15 protein-coding genes are annotated in these 21623 nt (G+C 70.6%); 5 read left to right on the forward strand and 10 right to left on the reverse strand.

Annotated features, from left to right (window positions below; translation table 11 throughout):
• Positions 1–53: 53 nt before the first annotated feature.
• The 10 genes from N8I84_RS34625 to N8I84_RS34670 all read right to left on the reverse strand — a co-directional run bounded on the left by N8I84_RS34625 (position 54) and on the right by N8I84_RS34670 (position 14820).
• Positions 54–2033 (reverse strand): glycoside hydrolase family 31 protein, encoded by a 1980-nt coding sequence (locus N8I84_RS34625; protein ID WP_263233418.1) that lies wholly within the window; start codon positions 2031–2033, stop codon positions 54–56.
• Positions 2034–2106: 73 nt separating this feature from the next.
• Entirely contained in the window at positions 2107–3870 is a 1764-nt protein-coding gene (locus N8I84_RS34630) for a cellulase family glycosylhydrolase (protein ID WP_263233419.1), read from the reverse strand.
• Between the two features lie 121 nt (positions 3871–3991).
• The gene (locus N8I84_RS34635) at positions 3992–5509 is read right to left on the reverse strand and encodes a glycoside hydrolase family 43 protein (RefSeq protein WP_263233420.1); all 1518 of its coding nucleotides are present in this window, start codon (positions 5507–5509) and stop codon (positions 3992–3994) included.
• A gap of 104 nt (positions 5510–5613) precedes the next feature.
• Positions 5614–7482, reverse strand: a complete 1869-nt coding sequence (locus N8I84_RS34640) for a ricin-type beta-trefoil lectin domain protein (protein WP_263233421.1) — start codon at positions 7480–7482, stop codon at positions 5614–5616.
• A gap of 177 nt (positions 7483–7659) precedes the next feature.
• Positions 7660–9753 carry an alpha-galactosidase gene (locus tag N8I84_RS34645; RefSeq protein ID WP_263233422.1) on the reverse strand — a complete coding sequence of 698 codons (2094 nt, stop codon included), beginning with the start codon at positions 9751–9753 and terminating at the stop codon, positions 7660–7662.
• Positions 9750–9881 carry a hypothetical protein gene (locus N8I84_RS34650; protein ID WP_263233423.1) on the reverse strand — a complete coding sequence of 44 codons (132 nt, stop codon included), beginning with the start codon at positions 9879–9881 and terminating at the stop codon, positions 9750–9752. The genes N8I84_RS34645 and N8I84_RS34650 overlap by 4 nt, the downstream gene beginning before the upstream one ends.
• A gap of 213 nt (positions 9882–10094) precedes the next feature.
• Complete coding sequence (locus N8I84_RS34655) at positions 10095–11117, reverse strand: LacI family DNA-binding transcriptional regulator (RefSeq protein WP_263233424.1); 1023 nt, start codon at positions 11115–11117, stop codon at positions 10095–10097.
• A gap of 111 nt (positions 11118–11228) precedes the next feature.
• Positions 11229–12197 (reverse strand): carbohydrate ABC transporter permease, encoded by a 969-nt coding sequence (locus N8I84_RS34660; RefSeq protein ID WP_263233425.1) that lies wholly within the window; start codon positions 12195–12197, stop codon positions 11229–11231.
• Positions 12194–13183, reverse strand: a complete 990-nt coding sequence (locus N8I84_RS34665) for an ABC transporter permease (protein ID WP_390898979.1) — start codon at positions 13181–13183, stop codon at positions 12194–12196. The genes N8I84_RS34660 and N8I84_RS34665 overlap by 4 nt, the downstream gene beginning before the upstream one ends.
• Complete coding sequence (locus N8I84_RS34670) at positions 13138–14820, reverse strand: type 2 periplasmic-binding domain-containing protein (protein WP_263233427.1); 1683 nt, start codon at positions 14818–14820, stop codon at positions 13138–13140. Before N8I84_RS34670 ends, N8I84_RS34665 begins: the two co-directional genes overlap by 46 nt.
• Positions 14821–15098: 278 nt before the next feature.
• Here N8I84_RS34670 and N8I84_RS34675 point away from each other — a divergent pair, with 278 nt between their 5' ends.
• The 5 genes from N8I84_RS34675 (at position 15099) to N8I84_RS34695 (ending at position 21451) form a co-directional block, all read left to right on the forward strand.
• Positions 15099–17885, forward strand: coding sequence for a glycoside hydrolase family 3 protein (locus N8I84_RS34675; protein WP_263233428.1), 2787 nt, complete (start codon positions 15099–15101; stop codon positions 17883–17885).
• Between the two features lie 364 nt (positions 17886–18249).
• Positions 18250–19278 carry a LacI family DNA-binding transcriptional regulator gene (locus N8I84_RS34680; RefSeq protein WP_263234981.1) on the forward strand — a complete coding sequence of 343 codons (1029 nt, stop codon included), beginning with the start codon at positions 18250–18252 and terminating at the stop codon, positions 19276–19278.
• A 392-nt stretch (positions 19279–19670) separates the two neighbouring features.
• Complete coding sequence (locus tag N8I84_RS34685) at positions 19671–20213, forward strand: hypothetical protein (RefSeq protein WP_263233429.1); 543 nt, start codon at positions 19671–19673, stop codon at positions 20211–20213.
• A gap of 28 nt (positions 20214–20241) precedes the next feature.
• Complete coding sequence (locus tag N8I84_RS34690; protein ID WP_263233430.1) at positions 20242–20619, forward strand: DUF3566 domain-containing protein; 378 nt, start codon at positions 20242–20244, stop codon at positions 20617–20619.
• 43 nt (positions 20620–20662) lie between these two features.
• Positions 20663–21451, forward strand: coding sequence for a DUF429 domain-containing protein (locus N8I84_RS34695; RefSeq protein WP_263234982.1), 789 nt, complete (start codon positions 20663–20665; stop codon positions 21449–21451).
• Positions 21452–21623: the final 172 nt, after the last annotated feature.

Consider the following 21623-nt stretch of genomic DNA (forward strand, 5'->3'; position numbering starts at 1 on the left):
GGTCCTGAAGGAAGTGCGGGCCGCACGGATGCGCGTCCCGACACCTGCACGCGTCAGCGCAACGCGTGTGCGACGGCGGCTCCTTCGCGTACGAAGACGGGTATGCGCTCCAGCGGGGCGTCGGCGTCGGATGCCGTTCCACCCTCCAGCACGTGTCCGGTGGCCGGGTCGTACCAGCGGGCGCCGGAGGGCAGGTAGACCCGGCGGGTGCGCGCGCCCGGCTCGTACACCGGTGCCACCAGCACGTCGGGGCCGAGCAGGAACTGGTCGTCCACGTCCCAGGCGCCTTCGTCCTCGGGGAAGTCGAAGAACAGCGGGCGCATCGGCGGTGCGCCGGTGCGGTGCGCGTCCTGGGACAGCGTGTTCAGGTACGGGCGCAGGCGTTCGCGCAGCAGCAGGTGGTCCCGGAGGATGCCGTACGCTCGCTCCCCGTAGGACCAGACCTCGTTCGGCCCGCCGGTCATGTCCGTGGAGAAGGCCGGGTGGTGGGGCACGCGGTCCCCGTGCAGCCGCATGACGGGGCTGAAGGTGCCGTACTGGAACCAGCGGATCAGCAGCTCGCGGTAGGCGGGGTCGTCGGGGTCGCCGCCGAAGAAGCCGCCGATGTCGGTGTTCCACCAGGGGACGCCGCTCATCGCGACGTTCAGTCCGGCTCTGATCTGCCGCGCGAGGGAGTCGAAGGTGGTGGGGATGTCGCCGGACCACAGTGCGGCGCCGTACTTCTGGCTGCCCGCCCATGCGGAGCGGACCAGGGACAACGGCCGGTCCTCGCCGGCCGCGCGCAGGCCGTCGGCGACGGTTCGGGTGTGCAGGAGCGGGTAGAGGTTCGCGGCCTCGGCGGCCGGACCGGCGGCGTAGACGGCACGGTCGGCGAGATCCCGGGGCAGGTCGGGTTCGCAGGCGTCCAGCCAGAAGCAGGCCACGCCCGCTGAGAGGTAGTTGTCGCTCAGCCGTCGCCACAGCGCGGCGCGCGCGTGGGAGTCGGTCGCGTCGTAGTACGCCATCCGGCGCATCGGCTCCTCGGCGCTGCGGGAGGGCCAGTGGCAGGTGAGCAGGCCGCCGTCGCCGTCCCGTACGAGGCATCCGGCCGAGCGCAGCTCGTCGAAGGTGTCGCTGCCGGGTTCGACGGTGGGCCATACCGAGACCGCCAGCTTCACCCCGAGGCCGGAGAGCTCTGCCACCATCGCGGCGGGATCGGGCCACTCGCTTGGTTCAAAACGCCAGTCGCCCATCGCGGGCCAGTGGAAGAAGTCGCAGACGATGACGGACAGCGGCAGTCCGCGTTCCTTGTACTGCCGTGCCACAGCCAGGAGTTCGTCCTGGGTACGGTAGCGAAGTTTGGACTGCCAGAAACCGGACGCCCACTCGGGCAGGAGCGGCGGACGTCCGGTGGCCAGGGTGTAGGCGTCCAGGATCTGGGCCGGAGTGTCACCGGCGGTGATCCAGTAGTCGACCCGCCCGCCGGCGTCGGCGGTCCACCGGGTGGTGTCGGTGCCCAGTTCGACGCGGCCTGTGGCGGGGTTGTTCCACAGCAGTCCGTAGCCGCGCGAGGAGTGCAGGAAGGGGATGGCGGCCACGGTGTTGCCCTGGACGAGGTCGATCACACAGCCTTTCTGGTCCAGGAGCCCGTGCAGATGCTGCCCGAGGCCGTGCAGCCGCTCGCCGGCGTAGGCCTCGAAGTGCTGTTCCGTCCGGCCGCCGGCCGCATGGACGCGGGGGCCGGGATGATGGGGGTACGGGGACTTGTCGGCGAGGAGTTCACGGCCCGAGGCGGCGTGCAGGAACCTCAGCCGGCCGTCCGGCAGGGCCTCGACGGCGAGGCGGCTGTTGACCAGGCGGGCAGAGCCGTCTTCCGCGATGGACACGTCGACGTGGGGGGAGGGCGGGGGGATCTCCAGCGCGCCGGGAGCGGAAGGGGCGATTGTCCCGGACGAGGCCCGGACCCGGACCGCGTGCGGCCCCCAGGGCTCGACACGGAGGATCTCTTGGGCGGTGTGACGTTCCAGGCCGTCCGCGCTGATGCTGTAAGGCAAGGCGATTCCTCTTGTTCTTCTGACGCCCGGCCCCGTGTGGGAGCACACGGGGCCGGGGTCGGTCACCCGGTGGTCAGGAGACGGTGCCGGTGACCTTGTCGCCGGACCTGGTCACGTGGTACGTGACGGAGGCCCCGCTCCAGAAGTCGAACTTCAGGGTCACGGTGGCGCCGTCGGTGAGGGTCTTCAGGTAGTCGGAGGTCAGCTTGATCGCGCCGTTCGGGTAGTCCGGCGTGAAGTGGGTGTTGAACTCCTGGTACGGGGTCCAGGAGTAGGGGCCGGCGTTGCTGCCGTCCGCGTACCGGGACTCCATGGTGGCCAGTACGTCGCCCTTGAACTGGGTGGGGATGGTCAACGAGTCGGTCGTACCGGTCACGTCGGACTGCACCGGCAGGTCGTTGGTGATCACGTGGAACGTCCACGGCACGCCCCGGGAGAACCGCGCCTGGAAGGTGGCGTTCTCGCCGAGCGCCCGGTCGCCGCCCAGTCGGGTGAGCAGCGAGGGGGTCAGCGTGAGCTGGTCACCGGACACCGCGTAGTCCACGCCGGGACGCAGCCGGGTGTCGCCCTGCCACAGGCCGCGGAAGGACAGGCCGTTGAGGTTGAGGGTGACGGTGTGCGCGGCGACCGGCGCGGACTTCGGCAGGAACACCTGGTCGGTGGACGCGGTACCGGAGCGGGTGTGCCAGCTCGCCCTGATCAGTGCGACCAGCTCGGGGTCGCGCCACTGGAGGGTGTTGCGGTTGAGGAACGAGCCGGCGTCCCACAACGCGGTGGTGATGCCGTTGATCCGCGCCTCGTAACCCAGCTGCTCGAAGTACTTGAACGCCTCGCCCCGCTCGATCTGGTCGGGCTTGGTGAAGTCCGGGTAGGACAGCGTGCCGTACTCGCCCAGGTACACCGGGATGCCCTTGGCCACGAAGACGTCGTGCATCTGCGTGAAGGCGGTGACCAGATCCTGCTGGGCGGTCTCGTTGTAGGTGGTGAAGCCGCTGTTGTTCACGCTGAACGGCCAGAAGCTGTAGTAGTGCATCGTGGCCCCGAGGTTCGGGTCCTTCAGCCTGGTGATCGTCGTGTACAGCTCGGTCATCTTCTGGAGGTCGGTCGGGCTGGTGTTCTGGTCGGGCAGCAGCAGTACGCGGGTGGCGTTGCCGCCGCCGGACTTCCGGACGATCGTGTGGAACGAGGTGTTCAGCTCGTCCATCGCCTGGGTCTTCTGCGCATCGGTGGCGTTGTCGCTGAACTGCGGCTCGTTGACGCTCTCGAACAGCAGCTTGCGCGGCTCGTCCTTGAACGCGGCCGCGATCTGCTGCCAGGTCGAGTCGAACCGGGCGAGCACCGCGTCATGGTCGTCGGTGGTGATGTTCTTGATCCACTGCCACGAGTCGTGGTGCACGTTCAGGTCGACGTACAGGCCGTCCTCGATGGCCCAGTCCACGACCTGCTTGACCCGCGCCATGTACTTCGGGTCGATCGTGTAGGGCGCGGTGGTGTCCTGGGCGTTGCTCCAGGTCACCGGGATCCGCACACTGCGGTAGCCGGCCGCCTTGACCGCGTCGAACGTCGCCTTGGTGGTGAGCGGGCTGCCCCACGACGTCTCGGTCGGGAAGGCGTCCAGGGTGTTGCCCAGGTTCCAGCTCGGCTGCATCGCCGCCACCACGGCCTGCGCGCCGGTGCGGGCGTCCGCGTCCACGGTGGTGCTCGCGGTGGTGTTCGTGGCGGTGTCGGCCAGGGCTGAGGCGCTGGGTACAGCAACCGTGGTGATCAAGGCCAGGGGCAGGCTCACCAGCAGCGACAGCCGCCGGCCGGCTCTCCCCGGGCTGGGCTTTCCGGTCATGTTCGGTGCCTCTCGATCGTCGGGATTTCCTCGTGCACGCGGTTGCCGTGCACAGGTTGGGGGACGGGTGCGGCGGTCAGGAGACTCCGCCGGTTTCCGTCGTGCCGGAGCGGGTCATGTGTCACGACTCCGGGGTGAGCGGCTGGTAGTCGAACCAGTCGACGTGGACGGTGCCGGTCGCGGCGTAGACGCCGATGACGCGACCGGTGAAGCCGCCGGCCACCTCGGTGGACAGGTAGCGGCCGTCCAGTGCGGCCAGCGCGGTGAACGTGCCGTCCGGCTCCTCGAATCCGAGCGTGACGAGGTCGGGGCCGCTGCCCGGGTAGTCCGGCGCCGGGGTCGTGACGTCCACCCGCAGCACCACCGGGCCGGCCGGCGCGGGCCGGGACGCGACCACGCTGCGCACCGAGCCGAGGCGGGCGACCACGCGCACCTCGCTGTCGGCGACCTCCACCTCGTAGTGGTGCCGCTCGTCCAATCGCACCGCCAGGCCGCCGGCGCCCTCGGTCGCGTCGACCAGGGCGCCGGCCCGACACGCGTGGTGCTGCTGGCGGCGGCCGACGAACACCACGTCCCGGTCGTCGAGCGACGCGCCCCGGGCCCGCAGGCTCAGCCACCCGGGGCGTTCGCCGGTGGTGATCAGCTCGGCCGGGCGGTCGCGCAGCGAGACCCACTGCGGGGCGAGCCGCTCGTCGTCGAAGTCGTCGCGCACCGGCACCGGGGGCGCGGGGTGCAGCGGCCAGTTCGGGACGGTCAGCTCCAGGTCGGGTGAGCCGACCACCGGCCAACCCTCCTCGTTCCAGGTGACCGGGGCGAGGTAGGTCTCACGGCCGAGCACGTGCCAGCCGGGGGTGCCGCCGTTCGGGCGGACGCCGAGCAGTACCAGCCACCAGGAGCCGTCCGGGCCCTGTACGAGGTCGGCGTGGCCGGTGTTCTGCACCGGGTGCTCGCGGCCGCGGTGGGTGAGGATCGGATTGTGCGGGCACGGCTCGAAGGGCCCGTTCGGGGACGTGCCACGGGCGATGGCAACGGCGTGCGCACGCTCGGTGCCGCCCTCGGCGATCATGAGGTACCAGTGCTCGCCGATGTGGTAGAGGTGCGGGGCCTCGGGGTAGCGGGCGCCGGGGGTGCCGGACCAGACGTCCTTGGGTTCGCCGGTCACCTTGCCGGTGGTCGGGTCGAGCCGGACCTGCCGAACGCCGGCGCAGGTGCACCAGCAGGTGCCGTCCTCGTCCCAGGCGAGGTCCGGGTCGATGCCGGGCACGTCCGGCAGCCGGACGGGGTCGGACCACGGGCCGGCCGGGTCGGTGGCGGTGACGAGCAGGTTCCCGTAGCCGCTGACGTTGGTGACGATCAGGTGGAACACTCCGTCGTGGTACCGGAGGGTGGGCGCGTAGACGCCGGCGGAGGACGGCGAGTCCAGCGGGAGGGCCAGTTGCTCGGGCCGGTCCAGCGCGTTGCCGATCTGCGTCCAGTTGACCAGGTCGCGGCTGTGGAAGACCGGCACGCCCGGGAAGTACTCGAAGCTGGAGCAGGCGAGGTAGTAGTCATCGCCGACCCGGCACACCGTGGGGTCGGGGTGGAACCCGGGGATGATCGGATTGCTGACGGCGGTGGTCGCCTGGTGCTGGTCGGGCACACTCGTTCCTCTCCAGGGCAGCCGGCCCTGTTCTGGTCGTCGTTCGACGGGAGGGGCGGCCCGGCGAGGCGCCGGGCCGCCCGATGCGGTTCAACCGACAGGTGTCAGCCGAAGGTCCACTGCTGGTTGCTCTGGTTCGAGCCGCAGGTCCAGAGCTGCACCTTGGTGCCGTTCGCTGTGCCGAACCCGTTCACGTCCAGGCACAGCCCCGTGGCCACGTTGGTGATCGTGCCGTTGGAGTTGACGTTCCACTGCTGGTTGGCGCCGCCGGTGCACTGCCAGATCACGGCGGCGGTGCCGTTCGTCGTGCCGCTGCCGTAGTCGTCCAGGCACATCGGGGTGGAGGTGCCCGCGTAGAGGCGGAACTCCTTGGCCGAGGTGCGCGTCAGGGTCTGGGCCGTACCGCCGTTGCAGTCCCAGATCTGGGCCTGCGTCCCGGCGGTGGTGCTGCTGTTGTTGATGTCCAGGCACTTGCCCGCGCCGACCGCGTGCAGCGCGCCGGTGCTGCCGCCGCTGCTCGGGTGCATCTGCACCACCACCACCGAGTACGGGGGAACGGTCTGGGTGGTGGCGGTGCCGCTGGTGGACGACGTGATCGACGTGCCGTTCTTCTGGTACGTGTACACGGTCGGGGCGGCCGAGGACGGTGTGAACCCGTTGTAGGACAGGGACACCGTGGTGCTGTTGTTCGGGTCCTTGTTGATCAGCATCACGTTCACGTCGCCGTTGCCGCGGTGCACCGCGTGCGCGGAGATCAGCGAGGTGGAGCTGCTGGTCTGGATCAGCGAGTCGCCGGACTGGGCCAGCTTGCTGATCATCGAGATGCCGTAGTAGGGCGCGAACGGGGTGTCCACCGCCGGCTCGCAGGACGCGCCGCTGGAGAGCACGCCCCCGTCGCCGTAGTCGGTGGCACCGTCCACAGTGGTCACCTGGGAGCAGTCGGTGCCGTTGTGCATGGCCCAGTAGTCGACCGTGAACGCGCCGTTCTCCGCCCAGGTCAGCATCTGGTCAGGGGTGAACAACGCGTTCGGGGCGGTGTCCTTGTCCCTGTCGGGGGCTGTCTCGGTGATGGCGATGCCCACGTTCGGCGCGTTGCTGCCGGCGTACTGGTTGATCAGCGACCGCACCGTGGCGGCCATGTCCGGGACCTGGCCCTGCGGCTTGGTCAGCAGATCGGCTTCGCTGGTGCTCGACGGGTAGTGGTGCACGATCACGAAGTCGATCTTCGGGCCGGCGATCGACAGGACCGTGTGGTTCCAGTCCATGGTGTCGCCGGGGCCGACGATGCCGTCCGGCCAGCTCCCGGGCGTGGTGAGCACCGCCCCGATCTTGATGCTGGGGTCGACCGCCTTCATCGCCGAGATGAACTGCAGGAGGTTGTTGGCGTAGGTGGTGGCGCTGTGGCTGGAGTGCTTGTCCGTCTCCCACTGCGCGCCGTACTCGCCGTTGCCGGGGATCTCGTTGCCGATCTCCCAGTACTTGACGCCGTAGCCCTTGGTGATGTTGGCGTACCGCACCCAGCCGGCCGCCTCCTGCGGAGTGCCCGACCCGTAGTCCGCGGTGATGATCGGCTGCGCGTGCGCCGCCCGGACGGTGCCCATGAACGAGTCGAAGTCGGTGTTCGGGGCGACGAAGGCCCCGTCGGCGGTGTTGGTCTGCCAGTGGTAGATGTCGGCGTAGCTGCCGCCCGGGTAGCGCATCATCCCGACACCGGCGTTGCTGAGCAGGCCGGGGATGTCCGAGCGGTTCATGTTGGCGTCGTAGACCTGGGTGTTCAGGCCGGGGGTGGTGGACGAGTAGTTCGCCAGCCAGTGGGTGGTGTCGACCGTCACCGTCGCCGAGGTGGTGGCGGTGGCGGCGGTGGCTGCCGGGGCGGCGGTGAGCGCGCCGACGGACAGGGCGGCGGCGGTGAGCGTCAGAGCGGCGGCTGGGGCGAGCAGGCGATCACGCGCCGCGCGCAGGAACCGTTTCACGAAACCCTCCATTGGGTCGTGGTTCGGGCAGGGATGTGGTGGTGCTCCCGCCTGCGGAACGGCGGGTTTCCAGCCGTGCGCCCAGGCACGGCAGGCAGGGGTGGGGGGTGGAGCCCTCATCGCACTGTGGGGCGGCCCCGTGGGGTGGGCGCGGGTCGGTTCAGGGGTGGGCGCGGGTCAGCTCAGGCGGAGCAGGACGGCCGACGGGGCCGTGGGCAGGGTCAGCGTGAGTTCCGCCGTACCGGGGTTCCAGGCGGTGGTGACGCGGGTTTCGGCGGGGAAGACCGGTGTCGCGACCGCCGGGGTGTCCCGCAGGTGCGGCAGGTGCAGGGTGGTGGTCGGGCCGGCGCCGGGGCGGCGCCACGCGGTCAGGTAGGTGGTGGCCGGGGTGCGCAGGGCCAGCGCCACCCAGGGGTCGTCCCAGGCCGGCAGGCCCAGCGGCCACACCGGCAGCGCGCCCGGCAGGTCGGCGCGCAGGTCGCGGTAGACCGCCACCGCCTGGTGCACCAGGGCGCGCGCCTCCGGTCCCAGGCCGGCCGGCTGCCCGGACAGGTGGATCCGCCCGAGCAGCGCGCTCACCAGGGTGAACGCCACCTCGTCCGGGGTGTCGTCGGGCTGCGGGTAGGCCCACACGGCGCCCTGCTCGGGGGTGACGGCGGTCGGCGCGGCAGCCGCGATCGGCGCGTAGTGCAGCAGGTTCTGCTGGTCGCTGGTGGACAGCAGTTGCATACGGGACAGCAACGCCTGGTCCGCGCGCATGCCGCCGGACGCGCAGTCCTCCAGCACCAGGTGCGGGTGCCGGTCCAGCACGCCGTCCAGCCAGGCCAGGTGCGCCCGGTGGTGGCCGAGCGCCCCGGCGGCCGGGACCTCGGCGGGGTGGCCGGAGGTGCCGGTGCCGGCGTCGATGTTGTGGTCCAGCTTCAGGTAGCCGACGCCCCAGTCGCCGACCAGCCGGTCCACCACGGCGTCCAGGTGGGCGCGGGCGGCCGGGTGCCGGAGGTCGAGCTGGTACCGCCCGGTCTCCACCACCCGCACGCCGTCGCGGCGGAAGAACGCCTCGTCCGGCAGCGCCGTGGCGATCGGGCTGCGCACCCCGACCACCTCGGGCTCCAGCCACAGGCCGGGCACCATGCCGCGCTCGCGGATCCGGTCCAGCACCTCGTGGATGCCGCGCGGACCGGGGAACCGGGTGGTGGACGGCTCCCACTCGCCGACGCCGTCCCACCAGCCGGCGCTGTCGTCGTACCAGCCGGCGTCGATCACGAAGTACTCCGCGCCGGCGTCCGCGGCGGCGTCCACCAGCGGCAGCAGCTTCTCGGTGGTCGGGTCGCCCATCAGGCAGTTCATGTAGTCGTTGAAGATCACCGGAAGGTTCTCGTGGTCCGGGTGCGGGCGGCGGCTCGCGCGGCGGTAGCGGGTCAGCGCGCCGAACGCGTCGTCCAGCCGGTCGCCGAACGCCACCGACACCGGCACCGCGCGGAACTCGCCGCCCGGTTCCAGCGGGTGCCGCCAGCCGTGGTCGGCGTCGGTGGGGCCGGACAGCGCCAGGTAGGCGGTGTCGTGCCGTTCGCCGCAGTCCCAGCGCCAGCCGCCGCCGTTGTGCTCGACCTGCCACACCCAGGCGCGGCCGGACGCGCGGTCGGACAGCGCGCCCATCGGCAGGTGTCCGCAGCTGGACCAGGTGCCCTGCCCGGCCAGCGCGAACGAGCCCTTGCCGTACCCGTACCGGACCCGCCCGCTGAGCTGGGGCAGCGCCGCCCGCAGCGGCCGGCGCTGCCAGCGGAACTCGGCGAGCCAGTCGTTGTCGGCCCACCACACGTCGGCGGTGTCCAGGTCGACGTCGGTGATGCCGCCGAGGACCAGCGAGGTCACCGACTCGAGGTGCAGGGTGCCGACGCCCTCGTTGCGCAGCGTCACCTCGGCGCGCAGGGCCGGCACGCCGTCCGGGGACCGGTACACCACCTCGGCGACCAGCCCGGTGTCCGGGTCGTGAAGCGCCACGGTGAGCACATGCCACCCGCCCTCGCGGATGACGTGGTGCGCGCGGTGCCGCAGCCGCGTGCCGAGGGCGCTGTCCACCAGGCGGTGGCTGGACCAGAACCGGCCGTGGCCGGTGGCGGTGACCTCGACCAGCGGCAGCGCGCCGTCCCCGGCCGGGTCGGAGGGCGCGCCCAGGTCGAGTCGGGTGGTGCCGTCGGCGGCGATGCGCAGGTCGAGCCGCAACGCGTCGTGGCCCCAGCTGAGGGTCTGGTGGGCCGGCGTGGCGGTCACAGCGCCACCTCCGCCCCGGCATCCGCGGCGTCGCGGACATGCTGCCGCTCGCCCACGTGGAGGTAGTCGCGCGGGATCGGGTACGCCGCCTCGCCGTACGACCAGACCTCGTTGTGCAGGCCGGTCATCGCCGGCTCGGGCGTCCGCTCGGGGCCGGGCAAGCTGTGCGGGGGCGCGGGCGGGACAACGGGAGTCCCTGGTCCCACAGGGGGGTGAGGGACGTCGAAGTACGGGGACATACGGGGCTTCTCCTGAAGTCTGGGGCCGGGAAGTTGCTGCCGCGGGCGCGCTCGACCGGCACCGCGCGGGTGCGGTGGGCCGGATTCGGGCCGGTGCCGGTGCTACCGCGGCGCGGAGCCGGTGCTCTGGCGGACGGTCAGGGTCGGTGTCAGCAGGACGCGTTCGTCGAGCGGTTGTTCGCCGCGTTCGGCCGCGGTCATCCGGCGCATGAGCTGTTCGACGGCCACTTGGCCGAGTTCCTTGGCCGGGCCGGTCACGGCGGTGAGGGTCGGCACGTGCTGTTCGGCAAGGTGTGCCGGGCACAGGGCGACGACGGAGACGTCCTCGGGGACGGAGCGTCCGCTGGTTCGCAGCAAGTCGAGCAGGTGTCCGATCGCCGCCTCGTTCTGCACGACGAAGCCGGTGGTGCTGGGCCGGTCGCCGAGGATGCGGGTGAAGGTCCCGGCTGTGCTTTCGTAGGTGCCCTCGCAGGGGCGGTGCAGGAAGCGCAGGCCGCGTTGTGCGGCTCGTTCGCGGAATCCGGCCAGGGTGCTCTCGGCGTAGGCGGCGCGGCGCTGGTAGACGCCCGGGCCGTAGCCGATGAAGGCGATCTCGTGGTGGCCGAGGTCGGCGAGGTGGTCCGCGCACAGTGCGCCGGCGGTGGCGAAGTCGTGGTCGACGCAGGAGAGGCCGCTGGGGTCGTCGGGCAGGCCGATCAGGACGGCCTGGGTGGGCCGGCCGCGGACGAGGGGGATGCGTGCGTCGTCGAGTTGGACGTCCATGAGGATCACCCCGTCGGCCAGTCCGCTGGCGGCGACCCGGTGCACGCCTTCGGGGCCTTCGTGGTTGGTGATCAGCAGGGTGTCGTAGCCGTGCCGGCGGGCCCGGATGGTGACGGAGATGGCGATCTCCATCATGATCGGGACGTAGACGTCGGTGCGCAGCGGCACGACCAGGGCCAGGACGTGCGAGCGGCGTCCGGCCAGCGCTCTGGCACCGGCGTTGGGGTGGTAGCCGAGTTCGATGACGGAACGCTCGACACGGCGCCGGGTCGCGGCGGAGATCGTGCGCTTGCCGCTGAAGGCGTAGCTGACAGTGCTGGTCGACACTCCGGCATGCCGGGCTACGTCGGCGATGGTCACCATCGTGGTGTCCTGCCCTCATTTCCTCGGATGTGGGAAGCGGCCCTGCCACGCGGCGGGGTTGGGCGCACGGGGCCGCTTCCGGTCTGCGGGGTGGTACGGCGGCCGATCACGTCAGCCCTTGATCGCTCCGGTCAGTACGCCGGTGCGGAAGTGCTTCTGGACGAACGGGTAGACGATCAGGAGCGGGATCAGGGTCAGCACCACGACCGCCATCTGCAGGGACAGCGGCGCCGTTTGGGCGTGGGCGCTGCCGAAGCCGGCGTTGACCGAGCCGGGCAGTCCGACGCCACGGTTGACATAGGTGAGCAGGACATACTGCAGCGGCCACTTCTGGCTGTCCGTGGGCATGTAGAGCATCACGTTGAAGAAGGCGTTCCAGTAGCCCACTGCGTAGAAGAGGGCGACCACGGCGGTCACGGCGCGCGAGGTGGGCAGGACGACGGACCACAGGATCCGCCAGTCGCCTGCGCCGTCGAGCCGGGCCGCGTCGATGAGCTCGCCGGAGGTCTCGGAGTAGAAGGCGCGCAGGATCAGGATGTTGAACACCGAGACCGCGCTGGGCAGGATCAGTGCCCAGTACTTGCCGTAGCCGCCGAGGTCGGTGACGACCAGGAAGGTGGGGATCAGGCCGCCGTTGACGAACATCGTGACGATCAGCAGCAACAGCAGGAAGCGGTGTGCGAAGGAGCGAGGCCGGGACAGGCCGTAGGCGCACATGACCGACACGGCCATCGAGACCGCGGTGCCGATCAAGGTGATGCCCAGGCTCACCAGCAGCGAGGTCCGCACGGTCGGGTCGAGGAGCATCTCGCGGTACGGCTCCACGGTCAGGCCGTCCGGCCAGATCACCAGGCCCCCGGCCCGGTTGATCGCCCCGGGAGTGGAGAAGCTGGTCACCAGGATGATCCAGATGGGGACCAACACCACCGCGACGACCCCGATCAGGGTCAGTCCCTTGACGGTCTGTCCGACGACGGTGGGCGGCTCCTCCCACGGCGGGCGTGCCGATCCGGCCTTGTTGCCGCGGGCCTGAGCCGCCGCTCCGGCGCGGGTGGGGCTGATGCTGAGGGTGTTGGTCATTTGCGGTACAACCCGTCTTCGCCGAAGGCGTGCGCCAGCTTGTTGGCACCCCAGATGAGCAGCAGTGAGATCACGCTCTTGAACAGCCCGGCAGCCGCTCCGTAGCTGTAGTTGTTGGTGGCGATGCCGTAGTAGAAGGAGAAGGTGTCCAGTACGTCCGCGGACGAGTGGCCCACCGCGTCACGCTGGATCAGGAACTGCTCGAAGCCCACCGACAGCGCGTTGCCCAGCCGCAGGACCAGCATCAGCACGATCACTCCGCGCATGCCGGGCAGGGTGATGTGCCACATCCGCCGCCAGCGACCCGCGCCGTCGGCTGCGGCGGCCTCGTACAGCTCCCTGTTGATGCCGGCCAGTGCGGCAAGGAAGACGATGATCCCCCAGCCGGCCTCCTTCCACACCGCCTGGCTGGTGACCAGCAGGGCGAAGGTGTGCGGGTTGGTCATGATGTCCCATGTGCTCATGCCGTGCGAGCGCAGGTACTGGTTGAGCAGGCCGGCGCCGCCGAGCATCTGCTGGAAGATGGTGATCGTGAGCACCCACGAGAAGAAGTGCGGCAGGTAGACCACGGACTGGATGAAGTTGCGCACCCGTGTGCTGAGCACCGTGTTCAGCAGCAGGGCCAGCACGATGGGGATCGGGAAGAACAGGATCAGCTGGACGAAGCTGAGGTAGATCGTGTTCTTCAGCGAGTCCCAGAACTGCGCATCGTGGAACAGCTGGCGGAACTGGTCGAATCCCACCCACTGGCTGTGCCAGACTCCGACCAGCGGGTCGTAGTCCTGGAACGCGGTGGCCAGGCCGAACAGCGGCGCGTAGTTGAAGACCAGCAGCAGCGCGATCGAGGGCACGGTCATCAGGAGCAGCGTCCTGTCGCGCCGTATCCTCATCCGCCAGTTCAGCTGCACAGGGCGTCCCGTGTCCTGCGACTGCTGGACGCTCACTGGCCGGTCCCGACCTTGTCCAGGACGTTCGTGGTCATCCATTGCGTCAGGCGGTCACCACTGCTGGACTTCCAGCTGGAGATGGCCGCCTGGACGTCGGAGACCTTCTTCTTGCCGTGGTAGCAGTCCTTGATGGTGTCCTCCACCGACTGTGCGGCGGCGGCGTTCGCCAGCGACTGCGACAGGCTGATGTTCACGTTCCAGAACAGCGGCTTGTACCCGTACTTCACGTTCGCGGCAGCCCAGCCGGAGTAGTCCTTGGTGACGACGTCGGCGCCCTGGTTGCTGACCACGGAGGTCGGCGAGGCCAGGAAGGGGTAGGTGGTCGCCTGGACGAACTTCTGGCCCTCCTTGGTCGCCGTCGGCACACCGTTGTTCATCGTGTAGTGGACGCCCTCGACGCCGTAGTTGACCATGGTGTACTCGCGCGAGCCGTAGGGCGCGGCCAGGTAGTTGGCAACCGACAGCAGTTCCTCGATCTGGGCCGGCTTCAGACGCTTGTTCAGGTAGCTGATCATGCTGGCGGAAGGACCGAGGAAGATGCTCGGAGTGCCCTTGCCGTCGGCGGCGAAGATGTCGAACGCGCCGCGGCGGTAGTTCTTGTCCGCGGCGGTGCCCGACTGGTGGTCGGCAAGGTTCCACGCGCCGAGGCCCCCGCCGGCGATCAGCACCTTCCCGGAGTAGAACCGGGTGCCCTGGGCGGCGTTGTCCCCCGCCAGGGCGTCGGGGTGCATGAAGCCGGACTTCGCCAGACGGTAGTGCCAGTCCATGGCCTCCAGGAACTCCGGCAGTTCGTACTTGTGGACCAGCTTGCCGTCCACCAGCTTCCACTGCGCCGGCACGCCCCAGAAGAGGGAGAGGTAGGTCCACACGTCGTCGAAGGCCCACACACCGCGCTTGGCGTCGGTCAGCTCCTTGCCCAGGTTCCACATGTCGTCGGCGGACTTGACCTGGTCCGCGGTGATCCCCTTGGCCTCCAGGATGTCACGGCGGTGGAAGATGGCGCCGGCGAGGGAGAAGTTGGTGGAGAAGCAGGGGATTCCGTAGATCCTGTCGCCCCACGCGCAGGTCTGCCAGGCGCCGGTGGGCAGGGCGGCGAGGTTCGGGTACTTCTTGACCTTGTCGCCGGCCAGGTAGGGGGTGAGGTCCGCGAGCTGGGTCCCGGCCAGTTCGCCGGTGTTGAAGGCGTTGTTCCACCAGGCCGGCAGCTGAATCCAGTCGGGCAGGCGGCGCGCGGCGGTCATGGTGGGGACGATGGTGTTGTAGTTGTTGCCATCGGCCGGCTTGATGGCGAGGTTGACGCCGAGGGCCTTGTTCATGGCCTGATAGAAGGAGTTCCCCGCGGGGGGGACGGTCCCCCACAGCGGGGTGACCGCGGTGTAGCTGCCGCCCTTGCCCGGCACCCCGGAGACCGTCGCGACCTGGTCGGTGGGGTAGCGCAGGAACCCCGGGTCGGTCGCCGCCCCGTTGCCGCCACCCGACACGGACGGGATGTCCGGCTTCACGGCCGTGCTGGGCACGTAGGCCGGCAGCGCCGCCTTCAGACCCGACTTGGTGTTCGCACCGGTCTTCTGCTGCGTGCCGCCTCCGCAGGCGGACAGCAGCGGCGCCATCGCGGCGGCTCCCGCGACCGACGCGGCCGTACCGATGAAGGTTCTGCGATTCAGCTGACTGCTCATAGTGGAGGCGGCCCTTCTCCTGCGAAGCGTCGAAGCGCTTAAACGATTGGCGGGACCGTATCGACCGTTCTCCTGCTGGACAAGGGGAGAAACCAAAGCAAAAAAATCCTTTCTGCTTTCGTTGCACAGCCTGGACGGCCCGTGACAGCGTCGATGCGCTTCGACTACTGTTCCGTCCCACTCGCTGGGGGTCAGCCGCGTGAGTCCACCATCCGTCTCCGCTGACGAAAACTTTCCGTCAGGATCCGGCGCTGCTCTTGCGGACGAGCGTCGGCGACTTGCTCGAACGACTCACCCTCGACGAAAAGCTCGCGATGCTGCACCAGTACGCTCCCGCGGTGCCGCGTCTGGGCGTCGCGGCGTTCCGCACCGGGACCGAGGCGCTGCACGGTGTGGCCTGGCTGGGCGAGGCGACCGTCTTCCCGCAGGCGGTGGGGCTGGGCGCGACCTGGGACGAGGAACTGGTGCACCGGATTGCCGAAGCCGTCTCGGTCGAGCTGCGCGCCTTCCACCACCACCGCCCGCCCGCCTCCGGCCCGGGCACCAACAGCCTGCAGGCGTGGGCCCCGGTGGTGAACCCGCTGCGCGACCCGCGCTGGGGCCGCAACGAGGAGGGTTACTCCGAAGACCCCGTGCACACCGCGCGGCTGGGCACCGCCTACTGCCAGGGCCTGGTCGGCGACCACCCGCACCACCTGCGCGTCGCCTCCGTCCTCAAGCACTTCCTCGCCTACAACAACGAGGACGACCGCTGCACCACCTCCTCCGGGCTACGCCCACGCGTACTGCACGAATACGACCTGGCCGCGTTCCGGCCCGTCGTCGCCTCCGGCGCGGCCACCGGCGCCATGGCCGCCTACAACCTGGTCAACGGCCGCCCGTGCCACGTCAGCCCGCTCATCGAGGACGAGCTGCGGCGCTGGGTCGTCTCCACCGGCCGCGAGCTGTTCGTGGTCAGCGACGCCGAAGCACCCTGCAACCTCGTCGACCCCCAGCACCACTTCGACGACCACCCCCAGGCCTACGCCGCAGCCCTCAAGGCCGGCATCGACAGCTTCACCGACCACGAACAGGACAGCGCCACCGTCATCGGCTGGCTGCGCCAGGCCATCGAGCGATCCCTGATCGACGAGGACGACGTCGACCGCGCCATACGGCGGCAACTCGAACTGCGTTTCCGACTCGGCGAGTTCGACCAGCACCTCGATCCGTACGCCGGCATCGGCCCCGACGTCATCGACCACCCCCGCCACCGCGAGCTGGCCCGGCTCGCCGCGACCGAGTCGGTGGTGCTGCTCAAGAACGACGGACTGCTGCCCCTGGATGCAGCCCGCACCCCGACGATCAGCGTCATCGGCCCGCTGTCCGACACCCTGTGCGAGGACTGGTACAGCGGCACTCTGCCCTACCAGGTCACCGCCGCCGCAGGGCTGGAAGCAGCACTCGCCGATCAGGGCGGACACGTGGTCCGGGTCGAGGGCTGCGACCGCATCGCCCTGCGCTCGCGCACCACCGGCGAACTGCTCGGCAAGACCTCCTTCGACACTGTCGACTGGGGCGAGGGCGCACTGACACTGCGCGATGCCGACACCGGCCGCTACCTGAGCGTCAAGGACGACGGTCACCTGGAAGCCGACCAGCAACAGCTCAAGTCCTGGTTCATCCACGAAACGTTCCGCGTGGAACCCGACCCTGCCGGCGGCCCCGACGCCGTGCTGCTGCGCAACGTCCTCACCGGCCGCTACGCCGCCATCGACCCCGCCGACGGCGCGGTGAGGATGACGGCCGAGACCCCGCAGGCCGCCGAAACCTTCCACCGCGAACTGCTCCGCGACGGCATCGCCGAAGCACGGACCGCCGCCCAGAGCGCCGACGTCGCCGTCGTCGTCCTCGGCAACCACCCCCTGATCGGCGGCCGCGAGACCCAGGACCGGGCGAACATCGCACTGCCCGAAGGACAGCAGGAGCTGCTGCGGGCGGTCGCCGCCGTCCGCCCCCAGACCGTGCTGGTCGTCATGAGCAGCTACCCCTACGCCCTGGACTGGGCCGACACGCACCTGCCCGCCGTACTGTGGACCTCACACGCGGGACAGGAGGCCGGCCACGGCCTGGCCGCCGTCCTGCTCGGCGAGACCGACCCCTCCGGGCGCCTGCCCCAGACCTGGTACCGGGGCGAGGACGAACTCCCCCACCCACTCGACTACGACATCGTCAAAGCCGGCTGGACCTACCAGTACCACCGCACCCCACCCCTCTACCCCTTCGGCCACGGTCTGTCCTACACCGACTTCACCTACCACGACCTGCGCCTGTCCGCAGCGTCCATCGACCCCGACGGCGCGGTCGACATCTCGGTCACCCTGACCGACACCGGCACCCGCCCCGGAAGCGAAGTCGTCCAGCTCTACGTCCGCGCGACGGACGCCCGCTATGAGGCGCCCCGGCTGAAGCTCGCCGACTTCGCCAAGGTCCGGCTCGCCCCGGGCGGAAGCCAGGAGGTCACCTTCCACCTGACCGCCGAACAGCTCGCCCACTGGGACGTCACCACCGGGGCCTTCACCACCGACCCGGGCACGTACGAGGTCCTCATCGCCCGGTCCGCCGAGGACGTCGTCCTCACCGCGCCCCTCACCGTCACCGGAACCGCTCCCGGACCACGGACAGTTGTCGACCATCGCACCAGGGCCGCCGACTTCGACGACTACGAGAACCTCACACTCGTCGACGCCACCCGCACCACCGGCGACGCGATCACCCCCAAGGACCCCACAAAACCCGCCACCACCCTCTTCCGCTCCGCCGACCTGACCTCCGCGGTCCGCCTGGAAGCCGAGGTCGCGCGCGCGGACACCGGGCCGGGCGAGGCTCTCCTGGAACTCAGGGCCGACGAACGCCTCCTCGCGGCCCTCCCCGTGCCGATCACCGGCGGCCGCTACACGTGGACGACCGTCACCCAGGAGTTCCCCGCACCGCTGGACGGCGTGCACGACCTGCACCTCACCCTGCGCGGAGACTTCCGGCTGGCCGCCTTCCGCCTCGCCTCACCCCAGGCAGTCGCGGACTGAGACCGGGCGGCCCGCCCCCGAGGGGCGGGCCGCGCCCGCGCCGACCCGGGAACGACCGGGCCCGACCGTGGCGCCGGCTTGCTCGGTGGTCATGCACCGGATCGTGCTGCTGCCGCCGCACACATCCTGCGGCGCGATCCCGGCCTCCGGCGAGGCAGGCCGCGTCGCGCTACCGCAGGAAAGTTTCGTCGCTTGCGGGCGGAGAGAGCTAATATGATGCGGGCGGATGTCCTGGTCCGGCTATGCGGCAACCGCTAAGGTGCCGCACCCGCCGGGCAGGCTGCCGGTCGCTCGGCCGGCCATCGTGGGCGGCGAGGACGCGAAGGATCGGAAGGCGGCTTTGGCTGACGACGCAGCGGAAGGACTGGCGGATGGTGGCGAACGCCCCGGGGGTGACTCCTCCCGGCCGGTGACGATCGCGTTCATCGCCGAGTCGGCGGGCGTATCGGTTCCGACCGTCTCGAAGGTGCTCAACGGCAAGTCGGGGGTGTCGCCCGGCACCCGTGCCCGCGTCGAGGAGCTGATCGACCGGTACGGCTACCGCAAGCTTTCGGGCGCCAATCGCAACAACGTGGTGGAGCTGGTGTTCCGCGAGCTGGAGAGCATGTGGGCCGTGGAGATCATCCGGGGTGTGGAGCGGGTGGCCAGCAAGCACCGCGTGGGGCTGATGGTCTCGCGCTTCGGCCTGCACGACTCACCCGCTCCAGCCTGGGACGACACCGTGGCCCGCCGCCCGAACTGCGTGCTGTCGGTGGCGCAGCTCTCCGAGGCCGAGCGCGAGCAGCTCCAGGCGAAGGGCATTCCGTTCGTCGTCTTCGATCCGACCTGTGAACTGCCGGACGACGTCCCCTTCGTCGGCGCCACCAACTGGTCCGGCGGCCGGGCCGCGACCCGCCACCTGACCGAGCTGGGCCATCGCCGCATCGCGATGATCAGCGGACCGCAGGACGTGCTGTGCTGCGCTGCCCGGCTGGACGGCTACCGCTCGGCGCTGCAGGCCGCCGGTCTGCCGGCCGATCCGGACCTCGTGGTCCACGCCAAGCTCACCCGGGAGGACGGCTACGCCGCGGCGCGCGACCTGCTGTCCCGGCCCGACCGCCCCACCGCGATCTTCGCCGCGAACGACCTCCTGGCGCTCGGGGTCTACCAGGCCGCGCGCGAAGCCGGCCTGTACATCCCCGAGGACTTGAGCGTGGTCGGTTTCGACGACCTGCCGGCGGTGTCCTGGGTGGACCCGCCATTGACCACCGTCCACCAGCCGCTGACCGAGATGGCCATCGCGGCGACCGAACTCGCACTGACCCTCGGCCGCGGTGAGCAGGCACCCCAGACCGGACTGGAGATCGCGACGACCCTCACCGTACGGGAGAGCACGGCGCCACCGAAGGACTGATGGCATGGCTGCGCCGCCGGACCGCCGGACCGCGGGGCCAGTTGGCCAGGAAATCCAGAGTCTCCATCAAAACCGGAAAGCTTCGCCCTGAGTAGGGCAAAACCCGGGTACAGCCCGACTCGCCTGCTCCCGGGGTCCTGACAGGTCGCACCGAACGCACTCCCGTACTGCCCGGACTACTGCTTGCCGCTCCGTGCGTCGTCACCCGAACAGCCTCTGTGGCGCCGCCCGCCCCCGCCCCGCCCATCGGCCCCGTCCGCAAGGTCTTCCCGCACTGTCGCCGGCGTGGCAGGGCTGCTCTCGCCGACAGTTCGGGATGCAGAGGGACATGGCCGCACATAGCGTCGGCTTCGCACGGCGGATGCCCGTTCGGTGTGGGAGGTCGGTCGGTCATGGGATCTGTCACCGAGCGGCACAGCCGTCCGCAGGGCTCGCTGCTCGTGCGGCGGTGGCGTCAGGCTGCGGAGCGGCATCTCACGCCGCTCCAGCGGTCGTTGCTGGTGACATGGATCTCCTTCGGAGTGACCTTCGGTACGGTGCGGATCATCACCCACGGCATCCGGGGCGGATGGCTGCCCTGGGGGAACATCTCCGCGGGCGGCGAGCACCTGCACCACTACAACTTCGGCATCGCCACCCTCGCCGGTGTGGGCCTGATCGCCGTACGCGGTGACGAGCGGGCCATCGGGCACCCCGCCGTCGCGGCCGCCTACGGGTGCGGGACCGCACTGATCCTCGACGAGTTCGCGCTGCTGCTGGACCTGCAGGACGTCTACTGGGCCAAGCAGGGCCGGATCAGCGTCGACGCCTCCATCGGCTTCCTGTCCGCGCTCGGCACGTACCTGACCGCCAAACCCTTCTGGCACGAGGTCGGCCGGATCACGCGCCACCACATCGCCACGGCGGCCGAGCGCGGCGTGTCGGCGGCCGTCTGAGCGGCTTCGTGAGGGTGAGGAGGACCCCATGAGTGCGACCCCCGGCGCTGCGGACGGCCGAGGCTCCGGCGGGCTGCGGGACGGGGGTCGCCCCGCGCCGCGCACGCCTGGCGCACGACTGCGGCTGTCGGGGGCCGATCCCTGGTCGGTCATGACGACCAGCTTCCTGATATCGGTCACTCTGGGGCTCTGCTCGATCGTGACCGTCGCCCTGTTGTGGGTGCTGCTGACCGTGGTCGGAGCGGTGGCCTGGCGGTCGCTGGGCTGGGCGCTCGCCCTCACCGCCGGCGTCGCGGTGGTCGAAGTCGCGCTGACCACGGCACTGGCGACCCTGGCCGCCTTCCTCTACAACATGTCGGCAGGCCTCGTGGGCGGCGTCGAGCTGACGGCGACCGAGGACGAGTAGCGGTTGGACCCGGCCGGCCTGCTGCGGGAGCATTCCGGGCGTGATGCGACGACAGGCGGTGACGGTCGGTGTGGATCTCGCCGCGAGCGCCCGGCGTACCGCCGTGTGCCGGATGACGTGGGGCGGCGGGCCAGGGGTGACGGCGGAGTTCCTCGAGCCCGAGGGGGACGACGGCCTGCTGGCCGTGATCCGGTCGGCCGACAAGACCGGCCTGGACTGTCCTCTCGGCTGGCCGTCGAGCTTCGTGGCGACGGTCGAGGCGCATCACCGGGGTGAGCGCCTTCCGCCTCCCGCCGGGTACGGGGAACACGCGGACGGAAGGCCGGGCCTTGACCCGCTGCGGTTCCGGCTGACCGACGACATCACCTGGAAGGCGACCGCCATGCGGCCCCCGCTGTCGGTGTCCACCGATCTGCTGGGTGTCGTGGCGCTGCGGGCGGCGCGGCTGCTGGACGCCCTCGCGGCGACGGGGGTGGAGGTGCCCCGGGACGGCTTGGGACCGGTCGCCGAGGTCTACCCGGCTGCCGCGCTCCGGCGCTGGGGGATCCGCCCCGCCGGCAGCTACAAGAGAGCGGCGCCCGAGGCGCGGGCCGTCCGCGAGCACATCATCGGCTCGGTCGAGGCCGGGTTGGGGGCGCCCCTGCCCGGGGCCGTCCGGGAGCGGTGCGTCGACAGCCACGACCACCTCGACGCCCTGGTCTGCGCCCTGGTCGCCCGTGCCGTCCTGATCGGGGACACCGTGGGGCCGCGTACCGCGGACGAGCGCGCCGCAGCGGCACGGGAGGGCTGGATCCACCTGCCGGGGCCGGACCTCGCCGCACTCCACCGCTGAACCGGCGATGTCGTCGTACGAGGTTCCGTCCGACCGAATCGACGAGGCCGACCGGCTGCCGGTCGGCCTGTCGCCCTGTCGGGTGGACTACCGCCGCGCAGGCACGTCGCCGTGCCGGAGGCGGCCGCGCCCGGTCCGGCACAGGCGCCCGCGGCGCACGCGGTGAGCCAGG

Origin of the sequence: Streptomyces cynarae (assembly GCF_025642135.1) — a bacterium.
In the GTDB taxonomy this organism is placed as follows: domain Bacteria; phylum Actinomycetota; class Actinomycetes; order Streptomycetales; family Streptomycetaceae; genus Streptomyces; species Streptomyces cynarae.